Source organism: Actinacidiphila polyblastidii, from assembly GCF_036353415.1.
Taxonomy (GTDB): Bacteria; Actinomycetota; Actinomycetes; order Streptomycetales; family Streptomycetaceae; genus Actinacidiphila; species Actinacidiphila polyblastidii.
On the sequence record NZ_JAZEWV010000010.1, the window covers coordinates 120,093 to 140,176 of the forward strand.

Here is a 20,084-nt window from a genome sequence, read left to right on the forward strand (position 1 = left end):
GGCATCCTCGCAGCCGCACCTGCGGGGTGTCTGCCCCCCGCTGCGTGAGCGGCGCACGCCGCGGGTCACAGCGCCGGCGTCTCCAGCGCGTAGCCGACGCCGTGCACGGTGCGGATGCGCTCGGCGCCGATCTTGCGGCGCAGCGCCTTCACATGGCTGTCGACGGTGCGGGTGCCCGAGGCGTCGGCCCAGTCCCACACCTCGGCCAGCAGCTGCTCGCGGGAGAGCACCGCGCGCGGCTGCTGGGCCAGGCACACCAGCAGCTCGAACTCGGTCGGGGTCAGGTGCACGTCGGAGCCGCCGACCCGGACCCGGCGCTGGGTGTGGTCGATCTCCAGGTCGCCGAGCTGGATGCTGGCGCCGCGCGGGCTGTGCGCGGCCGCAGCGGCCCGCTCCACCCGGCGCAGCAGCACGTGCACCCGGGCGGCCAGCTCGCGCATCGAGAACGGCTTGGTCATGTAGTCGTCGGCGCCGACGCCGAGTCCCACCAGCATGTCGGTCTCGTCGTCGCGCGCGGTGAGCATCAGCACCGACACCGGCCGGTCCGCCTGCACCCGGCGGCACACCTCGAGCCCGTCGTACCCGGGCAGCATCACGTCGAGGACCAGCAGGTCGGGCTGCCAGGAGTGGGCGGCGTCCACCGCGGAGGGGCCGTCACCCGCCGTCCTGACCTGGAACCCCTCGGCCTGCAGGCGGGCCGCGATCGCCTGCACTATCGTCTGGTCGTCCTCGACCACCAGCACCCGGCGCTGCGCACCGGCCGTCTGCGTGCTGTCCACTTCCGCCCCACAAGGTCGTCACAATTACCGGCAGCGTACGGGCCGGGCCGCCGCCCTGACTATGACGCCTTCACGCCGTGACGCCAACGTGCATCAGGGCCTGAGCCCGATGTGGACCACGTCCGGCACACCGCGCGCGACCGGGACGCGCGTCGTGCGCACCCCGGTGAACCCCGCGTCCCTCAGCGCCGTCTCGAACTCGGCCGAGGGCTGCGCGGACCACACGGCGAGCACACCGCCCGGTTCGAGCCGCTCCCGGCAGGCGGCGAGGCCGCTGGGGCTGTAGAGACTGCCGTTGTTCTCGGTCACTGTCCAGTCGGGCCCGTTGTCGATGTCCAGGCACAACGCGTCGTACCGGGGCCCGCTCGCACGCACCCAGGAGACCAGATCCTCCCGCACCACCCGCACCCGGGGGTCGTCCAGCGCGTGCCGGGAGTAGGCCGCCAGCGGCCCCTCGCGGTGCCACCCGACGACCGCGTCCTCCCGTTCGACCACCGCGATCTCGCCCCAGCGCGGCTCCTCGGCGGCGCGCGCCAGCGAGAAGCCGACGCCCAGGCCGCCGATCAGCACCCGCAGTCCGGCGCGGCCGGGAGCGTACGCGTCCAGCGCGGCCAGCGCCTCGTCGACGAGCAGCCGCTCGGAGCGGCCGTCGGAGGTGTCCATCAGGAAGACGCCGTTGGCGATGATCTCGTACTGGTCGCCGTGCCGCCGCAGCACCACCTCGCCGTACGGGCCGTCCCGCCGGTCCAGTACGACGGGCGAGGGCGCGGGGCCTGGCGGCGGCGAGGGCACGGGCGGCATCCGCCCATTGTGGCGGAGCGGGCGGCGGCCCACGGACCGGGGTCACCCGCGGTGACACGCCGGCCCGGGGTCCGCCCGCGGTTCACGGCCGGGACGCCAGGACTTCACCCGCTCTGTTCCCGCAGATGGTCCGGGCGGCCCGGACCGGGCGTAGGTTCCGCGCATGTCATCCCTTCTCAGGAACCCCGTGGCGCGCAAGCTGCTGCGGCCCGCGACGTCCCTGGTCGACCAGCGGGTGCAGCGGCCGGTCGGCAGACTGCGCAAGGACATCGACAAGGCCGCGCGCGGCGAGCGGGAGGCGCGCGAGTCGCTGCGCAAGGACGTCGAGGCGCTGCGCAGGGAGCTGGGGTCGCTGCGCAAGGAGGTCGCCGAGCTGCGCGGCCGGCAACTGCCGTTCGAGCTGCTCTTCGAGCGCAGCGGCAGGGCGGGGAACCGCACGTTCACCAAGGAGCAGTTCGACCGGCTGGTCGCGCAGATCGGCGAGGTCACCGGGCAGTCCCCGTACGCCCGCCGCAACGTGGTGGCCGCCTTCCGCAACGTCGTGGCCGTCGAGGCGCTCGGCGTCGGCCGGCTGGCCGGCGCCTCGTCGAACGTGTGCGGCAAGCTCGCCACCGTGCCGCTGCTGGACCCGCCCACCGCCGAGGTGCTGGAGATCGGCACGCTGCACGGCATGTTCTCCGCGGTGCTGATGCGGATGCTGCACCGCGCGGGCCTCGAACCGCGGCTGACCATCGTCGACCCGCTGGCGGGCAGCCAGTTGCAGCCCGGCACGAAGCCGGGCTCCGAGCCGACCGGGACGCCCGTGCGGCTCGACGTGGTCCGCGCGAACCTCGCGCTGGGCGGGGTCGCGGGGGAGCAGGCGCGGGTCCAGCAGGGGCTGTCCGGCGACCCGGCCGTCCGCGCGGCCGTCGCGGACCGCGCGTACGGCGTCGTGATCGTCGACGGCGATCACTCCGCGGAGGGCGTGGCGGCGGATCTCGCCTGGGCCGAGGAGATCACCGCGCCCGGCGGCATCGTCGTCCTCGACGACTACGGCGACCCCGCCTGGACCGGCGTCCAGGCCGCCGCGGACGCCCACCTCGCGCGCGCCGACACCCGCTTCAGCCTCCTCGGCACGGTCGCCACCTCCGCCTACCTCCGCGCTGCCGGCTGACGCCGGCCGGTGGGTGGTCGCTCGCGCCGTTCCCCGCGCCCCTGGCAGGGCGCGGGGCGGTCCGGGCGCGGCCCGGGGTGTGGGGGGAGTGCGCGGGGGGACGGCGGCTGTCAGGGGGTGGGAGGCGACCACACGTAGGGGGTGGTGGTCGTGACCGCCTGGAAGCCCATCCGGGCGAGCACCGGCGCGCTCGCGTCGGACGCGTCGACCTGGAGGTACCGCACCCCGCGTGCGGCGGCGAGCCGCGCGCGGACGCCGACCAGCGCCCGGTAGATGCCGCGGCCGCGGTACGCCGCGAGCGTGGACCCGCCCCACAGCCCGGCGAACTCCGTCCCGGGACGGAACACGAGCCACGCCGCGGAGACCGGCCGCCCGTCCGCCTCCGCGAGGAACACCGCGATCTCCTCGGGCGCCGCGGCGACCCGGCTGAGCAGATCGGCGCCGAGGAAGGTCAGGTCCAGGTCCCACACCTCGGTGAGCAGCGCGCCGATCGCCCGGAAGTCCTCGGGCCGCTCGGTGCGGCGCAGGGTGACCCCGGCCGGTTCCGGCGCGTCGCCGGTCATCCGCTCGGTGCGCCCGATCATGACGGTCTCCCGGTCCTCGGGCACGAAGCCGGCGGCGCGCAGGGCGCCGGGCAGGCCGGCGGGCCGGTCGTGGCCGCGGATCTTCCACTCCACGCCCTCGCCGCGGGCGGCGAAGTAGTCGCGCTGGCGCACGATGAGAGCGTCGAGCTCCGGCCCCTCGGGGACGCCGAGGTCCGCAGGCGCGCTCACGAAGCCGCGGAACTGCCCGACGAGCCGGGTGAGCGGCCCGTCCCGTTCCGCCGTCACCCCGGCCGGCAGGACAGCCGGCGCTCCCCGCAGCTGCGCGTCGTACGCGCCGAGCAATGTCGCTTCGTTCCCGATCACCGGCCCCAAGCTAGCGCCGGCCGCCGCCCGGCCGCCTGCCCTTTTCGCCGCCGCGGTCCCGGGCGGTCCCGGGCGATCGCTGAGGGCGAACAGGGGGTCGGGAACACCGGGGCGGGGGCAGAGGTTGAGTGGGTCGTACTCAACTTGCTTGCTTAGGGAGCGATCATGGCGTCTGAGCCGAAGAGTTCCAACCTCACCCTCCCCGTCCTGCCCCTGGACGAGGAGGTCGTCCTGCCCGGCATGGTCGTCCCGCTCGACCTCACCGACCCCGAGGTGCGCGCCGCCGTCGAGGCCGCGCAGAGCGCCGCTTCCGGCGGCGCCGGCAGCGGGTCGGGGGCGGGCAAGCCCCGGGTGCTGCTGGTGCCGCGGGTGGACGGCGCGTACGCCGCGGTCGGCACACTCGGCACCGTCGAGCAGGTGGGCCGGCTGTCCGACGGCGACCCCGGCGCGGTCATCCGCGGCCGCGCCCGCGTGCGCATCGGCGCCGGCACCACCGGCCCCGGCGCGGCGCTGTGGGTCGAGGCCACGCTGGTCGAGGAGCCCGCGCCCGCCGAGTCGCCCGGCGCCGTCGCCGAGCTGATGAAGGAGTACAAGGCCCTGGCCACCAGCTGGCTCCGCAAGCGCGGCGCCTGGCAGGTGGTGGACCGGGTGCAGCAGATCGACGACGTCGGTCAGCTCGCGGACAACTCCGGTTATTCCCCGTTCCTCACCGCCGAGCAGCGCATCGAGCTGCTGGAGACCGCCGACCCGGTGGCCCGGCTGCGGCTGGCCATCCAGCGGCTGCGCGACCACCTGGCCGAGCAGGACGTCGCCGAGACCATCCGCAAGGACGTCCAGGAGGGCATGGAGAAGCAGCAGCGCGAGTTCCTGCTGCGCCAGCAGCTGGAGGCGGTCCGCAAGGAACTGGCCGAGCTGAACGGCGACCCGGACAACGAGACGGACGACTACCGGGCCCGCGTCGAGGCCGCCGACCTGCCGGAGGCGGTCCGCGAGGCCGCACTGAAGGAGGTCGAGAAGCTGGAGCGCTCCTCCGACGCCTCCCCCGAGGGCTCGTGGATCCGCACCTGGCTGGACACCGTCCTCGAACTGCCGTGGAACACCACCACCGAGGACACCTACGACGTGGCCGGCGCCCGCGCGGTGCTGGACGCCGACCACTCCGGGCTGGAGGACGTCAAGGAGCGCATCACCGAGTACCTGGCGGTCCGCAAGCGCCGCGCCGAGCGCGGTCTCGGCGTGGTCGGCGGCCGCCGCGGCGGCGCGGTGCTCGCGCTGGTCGGCCCGCCCGGCGTCGGCAAGACCTCGCTGGGCGAGTCGGTGGCCCGCGCGATGGGCCGCGAGTTCGTCCGGGTGGCGCTCGGCGGCGTACGGGACGAGGCGGAGATCCGCGGCCACCGCAGGACGTACGTGGGCGCGCTGCCCGGCCGGATCGTGCGGGCGATCAAGGAGGCCGGGTCGATGAACCCGGTGGTGCTGCTCGACGAGATCGACAAGGTCGGCTCCGACTACCGGGGCGACCCGGCGGCCGCGCTGCTCGAAGTCCTCGACCCGGCGCAGAACCACACCTTCCGCGACCACTACCTGGAAGTCGAACTCGACCTGTCCGACGTGGTCTTCCTGGCCACCGCCAACGTCCTGGAGGCGATCCCCGAGCCGCTGCTGGACCGGATGGAGCTGGTCAGGCTGGACGGCTACACCGAGGACGAGAAGGTCGTCATCGCCCGCGACCACCTGCTGCCCCGGCAGCTGGAGCGCGCGGGGCTCGACGGGGACGAGGTGACGCTGGAGGAGGACGCGTTCCGCAGGCTCGCCGGCGAGTACACCCGTGAGGCGGGCGTGCGCACCCTGGAGCGGACCATCGCCCGGATCCTGCGCAAGATCGCGGCGCGGCACGAACTGGGCGACCAGGAACTGCCGTTCACCGTCGGCGCGGACGACCTGCGGGCGCTGATCGGGCGGCCGCACCACGTACCCGAGGCCGCGCAGGACCCGGAGGAGCGGCGGACCGCGGTGCCCGGCGTGGCCACCGGCCTGGCGGTCACCGGCGCGGGCGGCGACGTCCTCTACATCGAGGCGTCGCTGGCCGATCCGGAGACCGGCGGCTCGGGCCTGCAGCTGACCGGCCAGCTGGGCGACGTGATGAAGGAGTCGGCGCAGATCGCGCTCTCCTTCCTGCGCTCGCACGGCGCCGAACTGGAGCTGCCGGTCGGCGATCTGAAGGACCGCGGCGTGCACCTGCACGTGCCGGCCGGCGCCGTCCCCAAGGACGGGCCGAGCGCGGGCGTGACGATGACGACCGCGCTGGCGTCGCTGCTGTCCGGGCAGCGGGTGCGCACCGACGTGGCGATGACCGGTGAGGTGTCGCTGACCGGCCGGGTGCTGCCGATCGGCGGCGTCAAGCAGAAGCTGCTGGCGGCGCACCGGGCCGGGGTCACCACGGTGATCATCCCGAAGCGCAACGAGCCCGACCTGGACGACGTCCCGGCCGAGATCCTGGAGGCGCTGGAGGTCCACCCGGTCAGCGACGTGCGCCAGGTGCTGAAGCTGGCGCTGGAGCCGGCCGAGAGCCCGGCGGGCCGGATGCCGGTCGCCGCGTAGGCGGTGCGTGGGGCGAGGCGCGAGGGGCGCGGGGAACCGGACGGTTCCCCGCGCCCCTCGGCGCGTCCCGCGGCGGCTCGCGCCGCGCGGTCAGCCCAGCGCGAGGGCCTGGAGGCGGCTGGTGTCGCCGTTGAAGTAGTCCTGGTCGCCGGGGAAGACCCCGGAGTCCGCGTGCTGCCAGAAGGTGTAGTAGCCGTAGCCGGCCGGCAGGGTGCCCGCGGTGGAGGTGTACTTGGCGATCCAGAACGGGCTGGTGGCGGCGAAGCCGCTGTTGTTGCCGGTGCAGGTCGACCACCAGTCGTAGGTCGAGTAGATGACCGGGTACACGCCCTCGCGGCTGTGGTACTCGTTGGCGAAGGCGTGGATCCAGCTGACCATGCTCGCCTGGCTCAGCCCGTAGCAGGTGGCGCCGTAGGGGTTGTACTCGATGTCGAGCGCGCCCGGCAGCGTCTTGCCGTCGGCCGACCAGCCGCCGCCGTGCGCGATGAAGTAGTCGGCCTGGGTGGCGCCGCCGGAGGTGTCGGGGGTGGCGAAGTGGTAGGAGCCGCGGATCATGCCCACGTTGTAGGACCCGTTGTACTGCTGGGCGAAGTACGGGTTGGTGTACGTGGTGCTCTCGGTGGCCTTGACGTACACGAACTTCGCGCCGTTGGCCCAGGCGGTGGACCAGGCGACGTTGCCCTGGTAACCGGAGACGTCCATGCCGGGCGTCTGGGCCGCCATCGGCGTCACGGCGGTCGAGCCGGCGGAGGAGCCGGAGCCCTCGTGGGACCTGACGGTGGAGCCCATCCAGTCCAGTTCGGGGTGGGTCAGCCGGCCCTGGCTCGGCGTGGGGGCCGCGGCGCTCGCGGTGCCGGGCGCGGCCACGACGAGGGCGCACAGGGTGAGAAGGAATCCGGCCAGCACGGCGAGCCTGGTCCGGGCCGAGCCGTGGGTGCCGTGCACGACGGAGAAGCCTCCGTGGGACATGCGTGCCTCCAGGTGGGGGTGGTTCGGCGGTGGTCCTGCACATGGCCTGCGGTGGGATGGAATGGCCATGACAGGAGTGAAGGTACGGTCGTGCCACACACGGGGAAAGAGCCCCTGGAAACGCCTTTGGTCTACGCCTGCGAAATACTTGACGTGCTGCGGAAACCACCGTGGGTGAAGAAAACTTTCAGGCGTTGAAAGCGGGGACAGAGTGGCGGAAGGCAACGGAGCGGCGCCGGACGCTCGTTCCGGTCCGGCGGCAGGTCGCCCCGGTGAGGCCGCCGCGGGCCCGGCGGACACCCTGGAGCGGGAGCTGACCGTGCTCTTCCGGCGGGCCCGCGCGGTCTCCGGCGACCTCGCCAGGGCGGTCCACCCCGAGTTGGAACCCGGCGCGTACGGCCTGCTGGTCCGGCTCGCCGAGGCCGAGCCCGAGCGGGCCACCGACCTCGCCGCCTACTTCGGCGTCGGCAAGGCCACCATGAGCCGGCAGCTGCGGGCGCTGGAGCTGCTCGGCCTCGTCACCCGCGAGCAGGACCCGGCGGACGGCCGCGCCTACCTGATGCGGCTCAGCGACGAGGGCCGCGCCCGCTTCTCCCGGGTGCGCTCGGCCCGCCGCGAGCGCTACCTCGCGCAGCTCGGCGCGTGGGACCACGAGGAGATCGCCGAACTCTCCCGGCTGCTGCACAAGCTCAACGACCTCTGACGCGGCCGCCCGGCGGACGGTCGCGTCAGAGGTCGCGTCAGAACTCGACGAGCAGGGCCGTCGCGTCGTCGTACGGCTTGCCGCGCGGGACCGCGGCGCCCTGCGGGTCGGCGTCCTCCAGGGCGCGCACCCGGGCGATCAGCGCCTCCGGACCCGCCTTGCGCAGCAGCCCGAACGTCCCGGCCCAGTCGTCCGCGCCGAACACCTCCACCGCGCGCGCGGCGCCGTCGGTCAGCGCGGCCAGCGCCCGTACCGACCCGCGCGGGGTGCTGCCGGTCACCGCGCGCGCGGTGACCGCGGGGTCGGCCGCGGCGGTGAAGAAGCCGCCCTCGCGGTTGCGCAGCGGCGCCACCCGCACGCCCTGGGCGCGCAGCCGGTCGATCCGGTCGTCGAGCACCGCGCGCACCCCGCCGCCGTCCGCGGGGTCCAGCAGCAGCACCGAGTCGGACAGCACGAGGTGGTCGAGCGCGTCCGCGTCCCAGCGCGCCGCGACCACTGTGGCCTGCGGCGTCATCGGGTGAGAAAGATCACAGACGGTCCGGTGGGCGTCCGCGGTGCGGGCGATCGCCACCCCCAGGCACTCCCCGAGCGCCAGGTCCCGGCGTGCGACGGCCGACTCCAGCAGCGCCCCACCCAGCCGCGCGGTGAACCAGGGAACCGAGTGCACGCACCCGGTCCGGCCGTCCGGCGGCGGCGTCACACCGTCCAGCACCACCAGGCAGCCGCCCGCCCCCGCCGCCGGCAGGGCCACGCCCACGAAGTCCTCGTTGGGCACGTCCGGCCGTCCCGGTTCGCTCGCCGTCTCGATCCGCATGTGCCCAGTCTGCCCGGCCCCCGCCGCCGGCCCCGCACCCACCTCGCGACGACCCCGCCGCGACCGCCGGACGCGCGCCGACCGCCCGCGGGGACGCCGGAATTGTCGCTGAAGACACGTGAAGGATTCACTCGTTCGAGTGTCCGAGCGGGGGACGTCTGGCTCCGCCGCCGAGGGGGCTGCCAGGGTCGGAACGAACTCTGCACATTCCCGGGGAGGCATCCCTCCCCGGCCCGCCCGAGACGCGATTGCGAGCCGTCCTTTGCGTGAACGCCGTGCGCCCCGCCGCGAACGCCGGGTCAGACAGCGCATGTTCGGCGCGCTGCTGATCTGCGCGGCCACCGTGCTGGCCGCCGCCGCTCCCGGCGTGGCCCTGGCCGCGGGCGATCTGTCGGCCGCCCAGGACAAGGCGTCGGCGGCGCGCCTGGCCGCGCGCGCCACCGTGCTCGCCCACACCCTCGCCGACGAGCGGGACGGCCTCACCGTCCGCGCCGCCGTCCCCGGCGGCGCCGCGGGCTCCGGGCTGTCCGCCGCCGACCGGGCCCGCACCGACCGGCAGGTCGCCGACGTGCTGCCCGGCGCGCCCGCCGACGTGCGCGGCGCCCTGCGCGGCCTGGACGCCGTACGCCATCGGGCGCTCTCCGGCGCCGGCGGCCCGCAGCGGGTCGCCGCCGCCTACCAGCCGCTGATCGACGCGCTCGACCGGCTCGCCGGACCGTCCACCGCGCCCCTCGGCCGCGCCGCCGACGCCGCCGCCGTGCAGCGCGGCGACCTCGTCGCCGCCCTCACCGCGGGCGGCGGGCAGCAGGCCCTGGTCGCCGCCGCCCGCGTCGCCCGCCTCCAGGAGCAGGCCGCGCTCGCCGACTTCGACGCCGTCGCCGCCGCGCCGCTGCGCGCCCGGTACGACCAGACCGTGACCGGCGCCGACACCGCCGCGGCCGACCGCGACCTGACCCGGCTGCTGGACGGACCCGCGCTCGACCACGCCGACCGGGCGCTCGCAGCCGCCGCGGTGCAGAACGCGCTGACCGCCCGGATCGCGCTGATGCGCAGCGTCGAGGCGTCCGCGGCCACCGACGAGGCGCAGGACGCCGCCGCCGACCGCGACCACCGGGTCACCGTGCTCGAACTGCGCGCCGCGCTCGCCGCCCTGTGCCTGCTGCTGGTCGTCGGCATCCTGGTCAACCTGTTCCGCAGCGTCACCCGGCCGCTGGCCGCGCTGCACCGCTGGTCGCGCGCCGACCCGGAGAGCGGGCAGGGCGCGCGGGTGGTCGGCGCCGACGAGTTCGCGGCGGTCGCCCGCCGCGTCAACGCGCTGACCCACGAGGCGCAGGCGCTGCGCGGCCGCGTCCACGAGGTCACCGCGGAGCGCACCGCGGCGGCAGGCGTCGGCACCGCGCTGGCCGCCGAGCGCGAGGGCCTGCTGCGCACCAGGGACGAACTCCAGCGCAGCCGCGACGACATCGCCCGCCGGCTCGGCGCGGCCGCCGCACGCAACGCCCAGCAGATCACCTACGTCAACCTCTCACTGCGCACCCTCGGCCTGGTCGAACGCCAACTCGCCCTGATCGAGGGCCTGGAGGTGCACGAGCAGGACCCGGACCGGCTGGACACCCTCTTCCGGCTCGACCACCTGGCCACCCGGATGCGCCGCAACAGCGAGAACCTGCTGGTGCTCACCGGCACCGAGCACAGCCACGGCGCGACGGCCCGGCCGGTGCCGCTGGTGGACGTGGCGCGCGCGGCGGTCTCCGAGATCGAGGAGTACGCGCGGATCGGGGTCGGCGAGATGCCCGAGGCGCGGGTGGCCGGCCGGGCCGCCGACGACGTCGCCCACCTGCTGGCCGAACTCCTCGACAACGCCGCGGCCTTCTCCGACCCGACCGCCGGGGTCCAGGTCTCGGGCTGGCTGCTGGAGAACGGCGAGGTGATCCTGTCGGTCGAGGACACCGGGGTCGGGGTGCCGGCGGGACGCCTCGACGCGTTCAACGAGCTGCTCGCGGACGCCGATCCGGCGCCGCCGAGCGCCGTGTCGGGGATGGGGCTGTACGTGGTGGCCCGGCTGGCCCACCGGCACGCCGTGCGGGTGCAGTTGCGGCCGCGTCCGGACGGCGGCACCACCGCGGTGGTCGTGCTGCCGCGGCTGCTGGTCGCCTCGGTCGGGCCCGAGGAGGCGTTCGGGCCGGCCGCCGGCGACTCGGCCTTCGCCGGCGGCGCCCCGGCGGGTCCCCTGGCGGGTTTCCCCGCCCCTCGCGCCGGCCGGCCCCCCGCGGTGTCGGCTTCGCCGACCGCCTCGACCTCTGCCGTTGCCGCCGAACGGCCCGCGGACCACCAGCCGGTGGGCCGTCCCGAGCCGTTCGCTCCCGCAGCGTCCGGCCACCCGCCCGCCGGGCCCGCGCCGGTGTCCGGGCCTCTGCCCGTGTTCGGGCCCGCGCCGGTGTCCGGGCCCGTGTCCTGGCCCGCGGCGGTCACCGGACACATGTCCGTCTCCGGACCCGCTCCGGTACCGGCCCCCGGGCCCGATCCGGGGTCCGCACCGGTCTCCGGCGCGGACCCCCGTCCGGGTTCCGTGTCCGGGCCGCGGCTGGTCTCCAGGCCCGTACCGGCGCCCGCGGCGGGGCTCGTGCCCGGGTCCGGGCTCGCGCCCGGGTCCGTACCGACGCCCGCGGCGGGGCTCGTGCCCGATCCGGTGTCCGGTCCCGTGCCCGCACCGTTCTCCGCGCTCGGGCCCGCACCCGTCTTCGATCCCGGGCCGTCACCGGACCCCGGTCCGGGTTCCGTGTCCGGGCCGCGGCTGGTCTCCAGGCCCGTACCGACGCCCGCGGCGGGGCTCGTGCCCGGGTCCGTACCCGAGGCGGGGCCCGGTCCTGGGCCGGCTGGGCTGCCGCGGCGGGTGCCGCGTGGGGGCGGGCCGGTGCCGGGGGAGGCCGGGGGGCGGGCCGGGCGGCCGCAGGAGCGGCGGCGTGCCGGGCCGGTGGACGCCGAGGCGCTGCGCCGCACGCTCGGCGGCCTCCAGCGCGGGCTGGACGCGGGCCGCCGCGACGCGGAACGCGAGATCTCCGGCGGGACGGGCCCGTTCCGCGTTCGCCACACCCCCGGGCCCGGGGCCACGGGCGAAACCGTCACCGTAGAAACCGAGGAGGCGACCCGCCCATGAGCGCGGTCCACACCTGCACGCCCGGCACGGGCACCACCCCCGATCCCGCCGCGGACATGAGCCACGGGGCCCGCGACCTCCGGTGGCTGCTGGAGAACTTCGTCGAGGAGGTGCCCGGCGCGCGGTCCGTCGCCGTCGTGTCCTCCGACGGCCTGCTGCTGCTCAGTTCGGCAGCGGGGCCGCCGTCCCTGCCCGCGTCAGGACCGGACGGCGGCGCCGCGCGTCCGGTCGAGACGCGGATGGACCTGGCCGCGGTCGTCTCCGGGCTGGCCTCGCTGACCGTCGGCGCGGCCCGGCTGATGGACGGCGGCCGGGTGCGGCAGACCACCGTCGCGATGGACGGCGGGATGCTGGTGGTGATGTCGATCAGCGACGGCTCGCTGCTCGGCGTGCACACCTCGGCGGACTCCGATATCAGCGTGGTCGCCTACCACATGGCGCTCTTCGTCGGCCGGGCCGGCCACGTCCTCACCCCGGCGCTGCGCGGCGAGCTGCGGCAGGCCATGGAGACCGCCGGCTGATGGTCCGACTGCCGTACGCGCCCGCCGGCGCCGGCCCTGCCGCGGCACCCGCCGCGGACCGCGGGGCCGACGCCAGGACCTCCAGGGTCCGGCCGTACGCTCTGACCGGCGGACGAACCCGAACCGGGCACATGCTGCCGGTCGAGACATTCGTGGCTACGATCGAGCGTCCGGACGAACCGCCGGTCCGCGCCGCAGGCGGGGGCGGGTGGGCCGAGCGGGTCATGCCGGAGTTGCGCGCGATCGTCGAACTGTGCCGTGGAACACGGTCGGTGGCCGAGGTCTCCGCGCTGCTGCGGATACCGCTCGGAGTCGTCCGGGTCCTGATCAGCGACTTGGCCGACCAGGGAAGAATCCGCGTGTACGGCACCGGGCACGGGCCCGGCTGCCCCGACCGCGCGCTGCTCGAAAGGGTGCTCAGTGGACTTCGCGGGCTTTGAACAGCAGGAAGGCCTGCAGGACTGGCAGACCGACCGCGACCGCGCGCCGGTCTCCACGAAGATCGTGGTCGCGGGCGGCTTCGGCGTGGGCAAGACGACCTTCGTCGGCGCCGTGTCCGAGATCTCCCCGCTGACCACGGAAGCGGTCATGACGCAGGCCAGCGAGGCGCTCGACGACCTCGCTGCCACCCCGGACAAGACGACCACCACGGTCGCCATGGACTTCGGCCGCATCACCCTGGAACGCGACCTGGTGCTCTACGTGTTCGGCACGCCGGGCCAGCAGAGGTTCTGGTTCATGTGGGACGACCTGGTGCGCGGCGCGATAGGCGCGGTGGTGCTCGCCGACACCCGCAGGCTCGCGGACTGCTTCCCCGCGCTCGACTACTTCGAGGGCACCGGGCTGCCGTACACCGTCGCGGTCAACCAGTTCGAGGGCACCGCCGCGTACACCTCGGACGACGTCCGCGAGGCGCTGGCGGTCCCGGCGCACATCCCGGTGCTGATCATCGACGCGCGCAAGCGGTACTCCGTGATCGAGGCGCTGCTGGCGCTGGTCGCGCACGCGATGAACGAGCAGCCGCTCTGAGGCTCCGCCGGGGCGGTGTGCGGTGGTTCCGGCCGGTGGGGGTGGTCGGTGCCGGTCCGGTCCCGTCCGGGGCGGCCCCTACTCGGGGGTGGCCGGCGGGGTCAGGGGGGTGGGCTGCTCGGCGGACTTCGGGACGGGGCGCGGGGTGTAGTGGGGGAGGGGCTGGGCGCCCATGTCGGGGCGGACCGCGCCGAGGACCGGGTTCGCGGCGATCGGGGACACCTTCACGAACGAGCCGGGGCGGGGCGCCTGGATGACCAGGCCGTCGCCGATGTAGAGGGCGACGTGGGTGGCCTGCGCGAAGTAGACCACCAGGTCGCCGGGGCGGAGCAGGGCGAGCGGGACGCGGGGCAGCTGCGCCCACTGCTCCTGGCTGGTGCGCGGGATGACGGTGCCGGCGTGCGCCCACGCCTGCGAGGTCAGGCCCGAGCAGTCGAAGGCGTCCGGGCCCTGGGCACCCCACACGTAGGGCTTGCCGAGCTGCCGGAAGGCGAAGTCCAGCGCGCGGTCGCCGAGCGCGGAGGGGGCGCGCAGCGCCGGGTCGTCGCCGAGCGGCTTGGCGTCCATGAAGTCCTGCTGGGACTTGTCCTCGCCCTGCTGCTCCAGCGTCTGGAGCTCCTGGACCTGGACGCCGGTCAGCCCGGCGAGGGTCTCCTCGACCTGCCGTAGGCCGTTCTCGACCTGGGTCCTCCTCGCCGCCTGCACGGTCTCGGCGCGCTGCGCCCGGTCCAGGGCCTGCTGCGCCCGGGTGTTGAGGGCGGCCAGCCGGGCCTCGCCCGCGGTCAGCCCCGCGAGCACCTGCTTCTGGTGGGCGGCCGCCCGGTCCAGCACGTGCCGCTGCCCGAAGAAGTCCTGCGGGGTCCGGCCGGAGAGCAGCGCGAGGTAGGGCGAGACGCCGCCCTGCTGGTACATCCGGTTGGCGAGCACCGCGACCTGGTCGCGGCTCGCGGCGACCGCGACCCGCTGGTCGGCGAGCTGCCCGTCGACGGCCGCGGCCTGGGCGCGCTGAGTGTCGGCGATCTGCCGGGCCTGGTTGTACGACTCGGTGGCCGACTCCGTCTGCAGGTAGAGGTTCTGCAGCCGGGACAGCAGCGTGGTCAGCGGGACCGCGGGCTGCGACGGCGGGTCGTAGGGCGTGGCGGCGGCCTGCGGCGCGAGGGCCGCGAGCAGCAGGGTGCCCGCGCACAGGACACCGGCGCACATCGCGGCGGGGCGGACCCGCACCCCGCGGTCCTGCCGGTCGTTGCGCCGCGCCCGCCTGTCGGCCCTCGACATCCCGTACCTCCGTACCCATGGGTAACACCTCGGCCGTCGCGATGATGTCACGCTTCGTCATATCTTCGACACCCCCACCGGGGTGAAATTCAGTCGTCCCTCCAGAACCGATGAGTTTTTCCGGCCCACCCCGTTCTACCCGGTGAACAGCGGCGCACGGGGCGCCGCGGAACCGCTCGGAGGCGGACATGGACGCGATGCTCGACGGAAAGACGGCAGTGGTCTACGGCGGGGGCGGCAGCCTCGGAGCCGCGGTGGGCGCCGAGTTCGCCCGGGAGGGCGCCCGGGTGTACCTGGCGGGCCGCACCGAGGGACCGCTGCGGGAGGCGGCCGCGGCGATCACCGCGGCCGGCGGCCGAGCGGACGCGGCGGTGCTGGACGCGCTGGACGAGCAGGCGGTCGAGGACCACCTGGCGCGGGTGGTCGCCGAGACCGGGCGGGTCGACGTCTCCTTCAACCTGACCACCCGCGGCGACGTCCAGGGCGTCCCGCTGCTCGCGATGACCGCCGACGACCTGCTGCGCGCGGTCGACAACGGCCTGCGCAGCGCTTTCCTCACCGCCCGCGCGGCCGCCCGCCGGATGGCCGCGCAGGGTTCCGGTGTGATCCTGCACCTCAACTCCGGTTCCGCGCACGGCGCCATGCCCGGCATGGGCAGCACCGGGCCGGCCGACGCCGCGGTGGAGACCTTCATGCGCTACCTGGCCGCCGAGACCGGCCGGCAGGGCGTGCGGGTGTGCGGGATGTGGACCGCGGGCGTCGCCGGGACGCTCACCCGGGAGAAGCTCGCGCGGGTGGCGGGCGCGAACGCGCCGGAGCCGGAGGCCGCGCTCGCCGGGATCGCCGCGATGTCGGTGCTGGGCCGTACCCCGCGGGTCGCGGACGTGGCGGCGACCGCGGCGTTCCTCGCCTCCGACCGCGCGGCCGGCCTCACCGGGACGGTGCTGAACGTGACGGCGGGCCTGGTTCTGCGGTAGGCAGGGGCATGACCCCCGCGACCGAGGTCCCGCACACGGACCAGGACTTCGCCGCACGGTGCGTTCCGTACCGCCGCGAACTGCACGTGCACTGCTACCGGATGCTCGCCTCGTACGACGAGGCCGAGGACGCGGTGCAGGAGACGCTGCTGCGCGCCTGGAAGGCGCAGGACTCCTTCCAGGGCGAGCAGCCGCGGGCCTGGCTGTACAAGATCGCCACCAACGTCTGCCTGGACCAGCTGCGGCGGCTGTCCCGGCGGCTGACCGAGCCGTCCTCCTTCGCCGAGGTGCCCTGGCTGCAGCCGTACCCCGACGGCCGGCTCGACGAGATCGCCCCGGCCGGCGAGGAGCCGGACGCGGTGGCGGTGGACCGCGAGACCATCGAACTGGCCTTCCTGGCCGCCCTCCAGGTGCTGCCGGCCAGGCAGCGGGCGGTCTTCGTGGCCCGGGACGTGCTGGGCCGGCCGGCCGCGGAGTGCGCGGACATGCTGGGCACGTCGGTCGCGGCGGCCAACAGCGCGCTGCAGCGGGCCCGTACGAGCATGCGCGAGCGGTTGCCGCAGCGGCGTGCGGACTGGAGCGCGGGGGAGACCAGCGCGGTCGAGCGGGAGTTGCTGGACGCGTTCATCGCGGCGCACGAGAGCGGGAACACGGCCGCGGCGCTCGCCATCTCGGCCAAGGACATCCGGGTGACGATGCCGCCGCACCCGAGGTGCTTCCAGGGCGTCGACGAGCTGGCCGCGCTGATGGCACGCGCCTTCGGGCCCGAACTGGCCGGGAACTGGCGGCTGGTCCCGACCCGGGCCAACCGGATGCCGACCGCGGCGAGCTATCTGCGCGCGCCGGGCGACCAGGTGCACCGCGCCTTCAAGTTCGACGTGCTGCGGATCGCGGGTGGTCGGATCGCCGAGATCACCACCTTCGGCCCGGAGCTCTTCCCCGCCTTCGGCCTGCCGCCGACCCTCTGAGCCGAAGGGAGGGGAAGGCGTTTATCGGATGTGCGTGCGACGCGGGGCTGTTAGGTTTCGCCGTGTGCCGAAGCTGAATCAGATCATCGCCGTCGAAAAGGGCGTCAAGTCCAAGGCCCTCCAGGAGCTCACCCAGGCTCACCAGGACGTGCAGAAGCCCGCCCTGCTGGCCGGCATCTCCCGGACCTACCAGCCCAAGGACGAGGAGGGCGAGCAGCTCCCGCCCGAGGCCACGCGGGTGCAGATCAAGGCCGAGGACGCTCTGCGCACGACGGCAGGGACGCTGACGCGGCTCTTCGACGTGACCGCGACGAAGGACTGGGCGAACCGGTCCGCGGTCGCGGACGTGGTGGTCGACGGTACGGTGCTGCTGCCGCAGGTGCCGGTCCCGTACCTGCTGTTCCTGGAGAAGCAACTCACCGACCTGCACACCTTCGTGCGCAAGCTGCCGGTGCTCGACGCCTCCGAGTCGTGGAATCTGGACCCCTCGACGGACTCGTGGAAGACGGACCCGGTGCGGACCATCCGCACGAAGAAGGTTCCACGCAACCACGTGAAGGCCGAGGCCACGGAGAAGCACCCGGCGCAGGTCGAGGTGTACTACGAGGACGTGCCGGTCGGTTACTGGACCACGGTGAAGTTCTCCGGCGCGCTGCCCGCCCGGCGGGTCAACGAGCTGCTCGACCGCGTCGAGAAGCTCCAGCAGGCCGTCAAGTTCGCCCGCGAGGAGGCGAACAGCACCGAGGTCACCGACCAGCGGGTCGGCGACGCGGTGTTCGGCTATCTCTTCCGGTAGCCCCCGCATACGCCCTCCGTCGCGAGCGGAGGGTGCGCGATGAGCGCAAGCTGAAACTGATGTCGAAGCTGATGAAGGGGTGTCAGTTGGGGGTTCGAATCCCTCTCCCCGCACCGCGTGCGGGGGTGGCCCAAGCCTGGCAGAGGCGGCCCCGTGAAACTCAGATTCTCGCTCCAGTCTCAGTATTCGCCGCCGAACACCGGATCGACCGAGCGTGGGCGAACATCGACGGATGGGGGTTCAAGTCCCCCCGGCGCCTCTCTCGTGGCGCTGTAGTTCAAAGGCAGAACACGTCGATCTCAACGTGACCCGCGACTCTTAAACGCCGTCGGTGTGCGCAAATGGGTGGCAAGCTGGAGCCCGGGAGCTGGACATGCTCCCGGGCTCCGTCACGCTCCGGCCCGCGGCTCGCGCGGTGACCGGGAAGGTTCAGCCGCGGCGGGCGGGCGCGGAGCCGCGCAAGCGTACGGCCCGGCCACCGCCCTCGGGGACCAGGCCGTACGCGTTCGCGGGTGCTACCCGGGCGTCAGCCGAAGTAGCTGTGGAAGTTGTTCGCGAACTCCCAGTTCGAGAACTTGTCCCAGTTGATCGACCAGGTCATCAGGCCGCGCAGGGCGGGCCAGCTGCCGTGGGGGGCGTAGCCGCCGCAGTTGGTCCTCTTGGTGAGGCAGTCGAGCGCCTGGTCGACCGCGGCCGGCGCGGTGTAGCCGTTGCCCGCGTTGACGTCGGCCGGCAGGCCGATGCCGACCTGGGAGGGGGCGAGCGCGGGGAACATGTTCGCGGTGTTGCCGGCCACCGGGAACCCGGTGAGCAGCATGTCGGTCATCGCGATGTGGAAGTCCGCGCCGCCCATGGTGTGGTACTGGTTGTCCAGGCCCATGATCGGCCCGGAGTTGTAGTCCTGGACGTGCAGCATCGTCAGGTCGTTGCGGAGCGCGTAGATCACCGGCAGGTACGCGCCGCACCGCGGGTCCTGGCCGCCGAACGGCCCGGAGCCGTAGAACTGGTAGCCCATCTGCACGAAGAAGGTCTCGGGCGCCATCGTCAGCACGAAGCCGCTGCCGTACTTCGCCTTGAGCGACTTCAGCGCCGAGATGAGGTTGACGACGACCGGGGTGGTCGGGTTCTTGAAGTCGGTGTCGCCGGTGTTGAGGGAGAGCGAGTGGCCCTCGAAGTCGATGTCGACGCCGTTCAGGCCCCACTGGTCGATGATCCCGCTGACCGAGGAGACGAAGGCGTCGCGGGCCGCCGCCGTGGTCAGCTGCACCTCGCCGTTGGCGCCGCCGATGGACAGCAGGACCTTCTTGCCCGCGGCCTGCTTGGCCTTGATCGCGGCCTTGAAGTCCGCGTCGGACTCCACCGAGGGGCACTCGCTGACCGAGCAGCGGTTGAAGTGGATGCTGCCGGAGGTCGGCGAGCTGGTCTCGCCGAAGGCCAGGTCGATGATGTCCCAGCTGCTCGGCACGTCGGCCAGCCGGGTGTAGCCGGAGCCGTTGGCGAAGGTCTCGTGCAGGTAGCCGACCAGCGCGTGGGTGGGCAGCCCGCCGCCGGGGGGCGGTGAGGTCGGCGGGGTGGTCGGGGGCGTGGTGGGCGGCGTCGTCGGGGGCGTCGTCGGCGGGGTGGTGGGCGGCGTGGTCGGCGGGGTGGTGGTCCCGCCGCCGGGGCCCTGGAGCGAGATGTCGTCGGCGTCGTACGCGGGCTGCCCGTACCAGCCGTGCACGTACACCGCGGCGCTGGTCTGGCTCGCGCCGGTGGTGAAGGAGACGCTGAGCTGGGCGTAACCGCCGCTGGTGGCGGGCGTCCAGGTGCTGGTGCCGCCGTCCACGCCGAGGTAGACGTACGAGCCCTTGACCTGCGCGGTGAGCGTGTACGTGGTGTTCGCCGCGACGCTGACGGTCTGCTTGCACTGGCCTGTCGAGCTCGCGCCCGGGGTGGCCTGGAGGGCGTAAGTCCCGCTGTGGGCCTGGCCGGTGACGGCCGAGCTGCCCGCGTCGCAGGTCCAGCCGGACAGGCTGCCGGTCTCGAAGCCGCCGTTGGTCAGGAACTCGCCCGCGTTGGCGGTCGGCGCGAGGGCGACGAGGCCGCCGACGGCCACGGCTCCGGCGAGCGCGGCGGAGGCGGCGACCAGGGATCTCCTGCGCGGAGCGGGTCTCGGTGCGGTGAGCATGGGGGGATGCTCCTTCTGTCCAGAGGGCGCATGAGCATGTCACCGCGCAGCAAACAGGTCCAGACCAATCGTGTCAATGGTCCGGACCAGTTCCCGTGGCGACTCGGGTGGTTTCAGGGGCGTTTGCTCCACGGCCACCGGGGGCCCGGCGGCCGCTTGCCCTCGGGGTCGTAGACGAACACCCAGCGGGTGCGCCGGGAAGTGCCCGGCTGCCGGTGGTAGACGTACGTCACGCCCGGCTCGCCCGCGGCGCCGGGCACCGGCACGCTGTACGCGCGCGGCGGCTGGCCGGTCATCCCGACCATGACCTCCAGCACCCGGCCGTCCAGCGGCCCGCCGACGAACTCCGTCTCCTCATGTCGCACGCCCCCACCCTGTCACGCGCCCGCGCGGCGCGCGCGACCGGGCGGCGGCAGGCTTCGGACAAGCAGGAAGAGATCGGCGGGCCCGGCGACCGGCTACCCTGCGG

At 74.4% G+C, this 20,084-nt stretch carries 18 protein-coding genes; 10 read left to right on the plus strand and 8 right to left on the minus strand.

Translation table 11 applies throughout. The features are described from left to right. Positions 1-65: 65 nt before the first annotated feature. Both V2S66_RS15020 and V2S66_RS15025 read right to left on the minus strand, forming a co-directional pair. Complete coding sequence (locus V2S66_RS15020) at positions 66-779, minus strand: response regulator transcription factor (RefSeq protein WP_330795533.1); 714 nt, start codon at positions 777-779, stop codon at positions 66-68. Between the two features lie 93 nt (positions 780-872). Further along, positions 873-1,580 (minus strand): spermidine synthase family protein, encoded by a 708-nt coding sequence (locus V2S66_RS15025; protein ID WP_330795535.1) that lies wholly within the window; start codon positions 1,578-1,580, stop codon positions 873-875. A gap of 163 nt (positions 1,581-1,743) precedes the next feature. On the opposite strand from V2S66_RS15025, the gene V2S66_RS15030 reads away from it, so the two are divergent. Next, positions 1,744-2,733: a class I SAM-dependent methyltransferase gene (locus tag V2S66_RS15030; protein ID WP_330795537.1), complete on the plus strand. Its 990-nt coding sequence runs from the start codon at positions 1,744-1,746 to the stop codon at positions 2,731-2,733. A 110-nt stretch (positions 2,734-2,843) separates the two neighbouring features. Here V2S66_RS15030 and V2S66_RS15035 read toward each other — a convergent pair whose 3' ends face one another. Then, positions 2,844-3,638: a GNAT family N-acetyltransferase gene (locus V2S66_RS15035; RefSeq protein ID WP_330795765.1), complete on the minus strand. Its 795-nt coding sequence runs from the start codon at positions 3,636-3,638 to the stop codon at positions 2,844-2,846. 168 nt (positions 3,639-3,806) lie between these two features. On the opposite strand from V2S66_RS15035, the gene lon reads away from it, so the two are divergent. After that, positions 3,807-6,239 carry an endopeptidase La gene (lon, locus tag V2S66_RS15040; protein ID WP_330795539.1) on the plus strand — a complete coding sequence of 811 codons (2,433 nt, stop codon included), beginning with the start codon at positions 3,807-3,809 and terminating at the stop codon, positions 6,237-6,239. Positions 6,240-6,329: 90 nt separating this feature from the next. Here lon and V2S66_RS15045 read toward each other — a convergent pair whose 3' ends face one another. After that, positions 6,330-7,208, minus strand: a complete 879-nt coding sequence (locus V2S66_RS15045) for a lysozyme (RefSeq protein WP_330795540.1) — start codon at positions 7,206-7,208, stop codon at positions 6,330-6,332. Between the two features lie 211 nt (positions 7,209-7,419). Here V2S66_RS15045 and V2S66_RS15050 point away from each other — a divergent pair, with 211 nt between their 5' ends. Continuing rightward, complete coding sequence (locus tag V2S66_RS15050) at positions 7,420-7,911, plus strand: MarR family winged helix-turn-helix transcriptional regulator (protein WP_413966399.1); 492 nt, start codon at positions 7,420-7,422, stop codon at positions 7,909-7,911. A 37-nt stretch (positions 7,912-7,948) separates the two neighbouring features. Here V2S66_RS15050 and V2S66_RS15055 read toward each other — a convergent pair whose 3' ends face one another. Next, positions 7,949-8,725: a hypothetical protein gene (locus V2S66_RS15055; protein WP_330795542.1), complete on the minus strand. Its 777-nt coding sequence runs from the start codon at positions 8,723-8,725 to the stop codon at positions 7,949-7,951. 310 nt (positions 8,726-9,035) lie between these two features. On the opposite strand from V2S66_RS15055, the gene V2S66_RS15060 reads away from it, so the two are divergent. The 4 genes from V2S66_RS15060 to V2S66_RS15075 are packed head-to-tail and all read left to right on the plus strand — an operon-like array spanning position 9,036 to position 13,432. Further along, positions 9,036-11,882: a sensor histidine kinase gene (locus V2S66_RS15060; protein WP_330795544.1), complete on the plus strand. Its 2,847-nt coding sequence runs from the start codon at positions 9,036-9,038 to the stop codon at positions 11,880-11,882. After that, the gene (locus V2S66_RS15065) at positions 11,879-12,403 is read left to right on the plus strand and encodes a roadblock/LC7 domain-containing protein (protein ID WP_413966400.1); all 525 of its coding nucleotides are present in this window, start codon (positions 11,879-11,881) and stop codon (positions 12,401-12,403) included. Before V2S66_RS15060 ends, V2S66_RS15065 begins: the two co-directional genes overlap by 4 nt. Then, positions 12,403-12,843 (plus strand): DUF742 domain-containing protein, encoded by a 441-nt coding sequence (locus V2S66_RS15070; RefSeq protein ID WP_330795546.1) that lies wholly within the window; start codon positions 12,403-12,405, stop codon positions 12,841-12,843. The genes V2S66_RS15065 and V2S66_RS15070 overlap by 1 nt, the downstream gene beginning before the upstream one ends. After that, entirely contained in the window at positions 12,824-13,432 is a 609-nt protein-coding gene (locus tag V2S66_RS15075) for a GTP-binding protein (protein ID WP_330795547.1), read from the plus strand. Before V2S66_RS15070 ends, V2S66_RS15075 begins: the two co-directional genes overlap by 20 nt. Positions 13,433-13,510: 78 nt before the next feature. Here the strand turns inward: V2S66_RS15075 and V2S66_RS15080 are convergent, their stop codons facing one another. Then, positions 13,511-14,707 carry a C40 family peptidase gene (locus V2S66_RS15080; protein ID WP_330795549.1) on the minus strand — a complete coding sequence of 399 codons (1,197 nt, stop codon included), beginning with the start codon at positions 14,705-14,707 and terminating at the stop codon, positions 13,511-13,513. A gap of 188 nt (positions 14,708-14,895) precedes the next feature. On the opposite strand from V2S66_RS15080, the gene V2S66_RS15085 reads away from it, so the two are divergent. The 3 genes from V2S66_RS15085 (at position 14,896) to V2S66_RS15095 (ending at position 17,448) form a co-directional block, all read left to right on the plus strand. After that, positions 14,896-15,684, plus strand: coding sequence for an SDR family NAD(P)-dependent oxidoreductase (locus V2S66_RS15085; protein WP_330795551.1), 789 nt, complete (start codon positions 14,896-14,898; stop codon positions 15,682-15,684). A gap of 8 nt (positions 15,685-15,692) precedes the next feature. Then, positions 15,693-16,652 (plus strand): RNA polymerase subunit sigma-70, encoded by a 960-nt coding sequence (locus V2S66_RS15090; RefSeq protein WP_330795553.1) that lies wholly within the window; start codon positions 15,693-15,695, stop codon positions 16,650-16,652. A 64-nt stretch (positions 16,653-16,716) separates the two neighbouring features. After that, positions 16,717-17,448 carry a DUF7873 family protein gene (locus V2S66_RS15095; protein WP_330795555.1) on the plus strand — a complete coding sequence of 244 codons (732 nt, stop codon included), beginning with the start codon at positions 16,717-16,719 and terminating at the stop codon, positions 17,446-17,448. A 526-nt stretch (positions 17,449-17,974) separates the two neighbouring features. On the opposite strand, the gene V2S66_RS15100 is transcribed toward V2S66_RS15095, so the two are convergent. Further along, the gene (locus V2S66_RS15100; RefSeq protein WP_330795557.1) at positions 17,975-19,615 is read right to left on the minus strand and encodes a chitinase; all 1,641 of its coding nucleotides are present in this window, start codon (positions 19,613-19,615) and stop codon (positions 17,975-17,977) included. A gap of 113 nt (positions 19,616-19,728) precedes the next feature. Beyond that, positions 19,729-19,980: a hypothetical protein gene (locus tag V2S66_RS15105; RefSeq protein WP_330795558.1), complete on the minus strand. Its 252-nt coding sequence runs from the start codon at positions 19,978-19,980 to the stop codon at positions 19,729-19,731. Positions 19,981-20,084 lie beyond the last annotated feature (104 nt).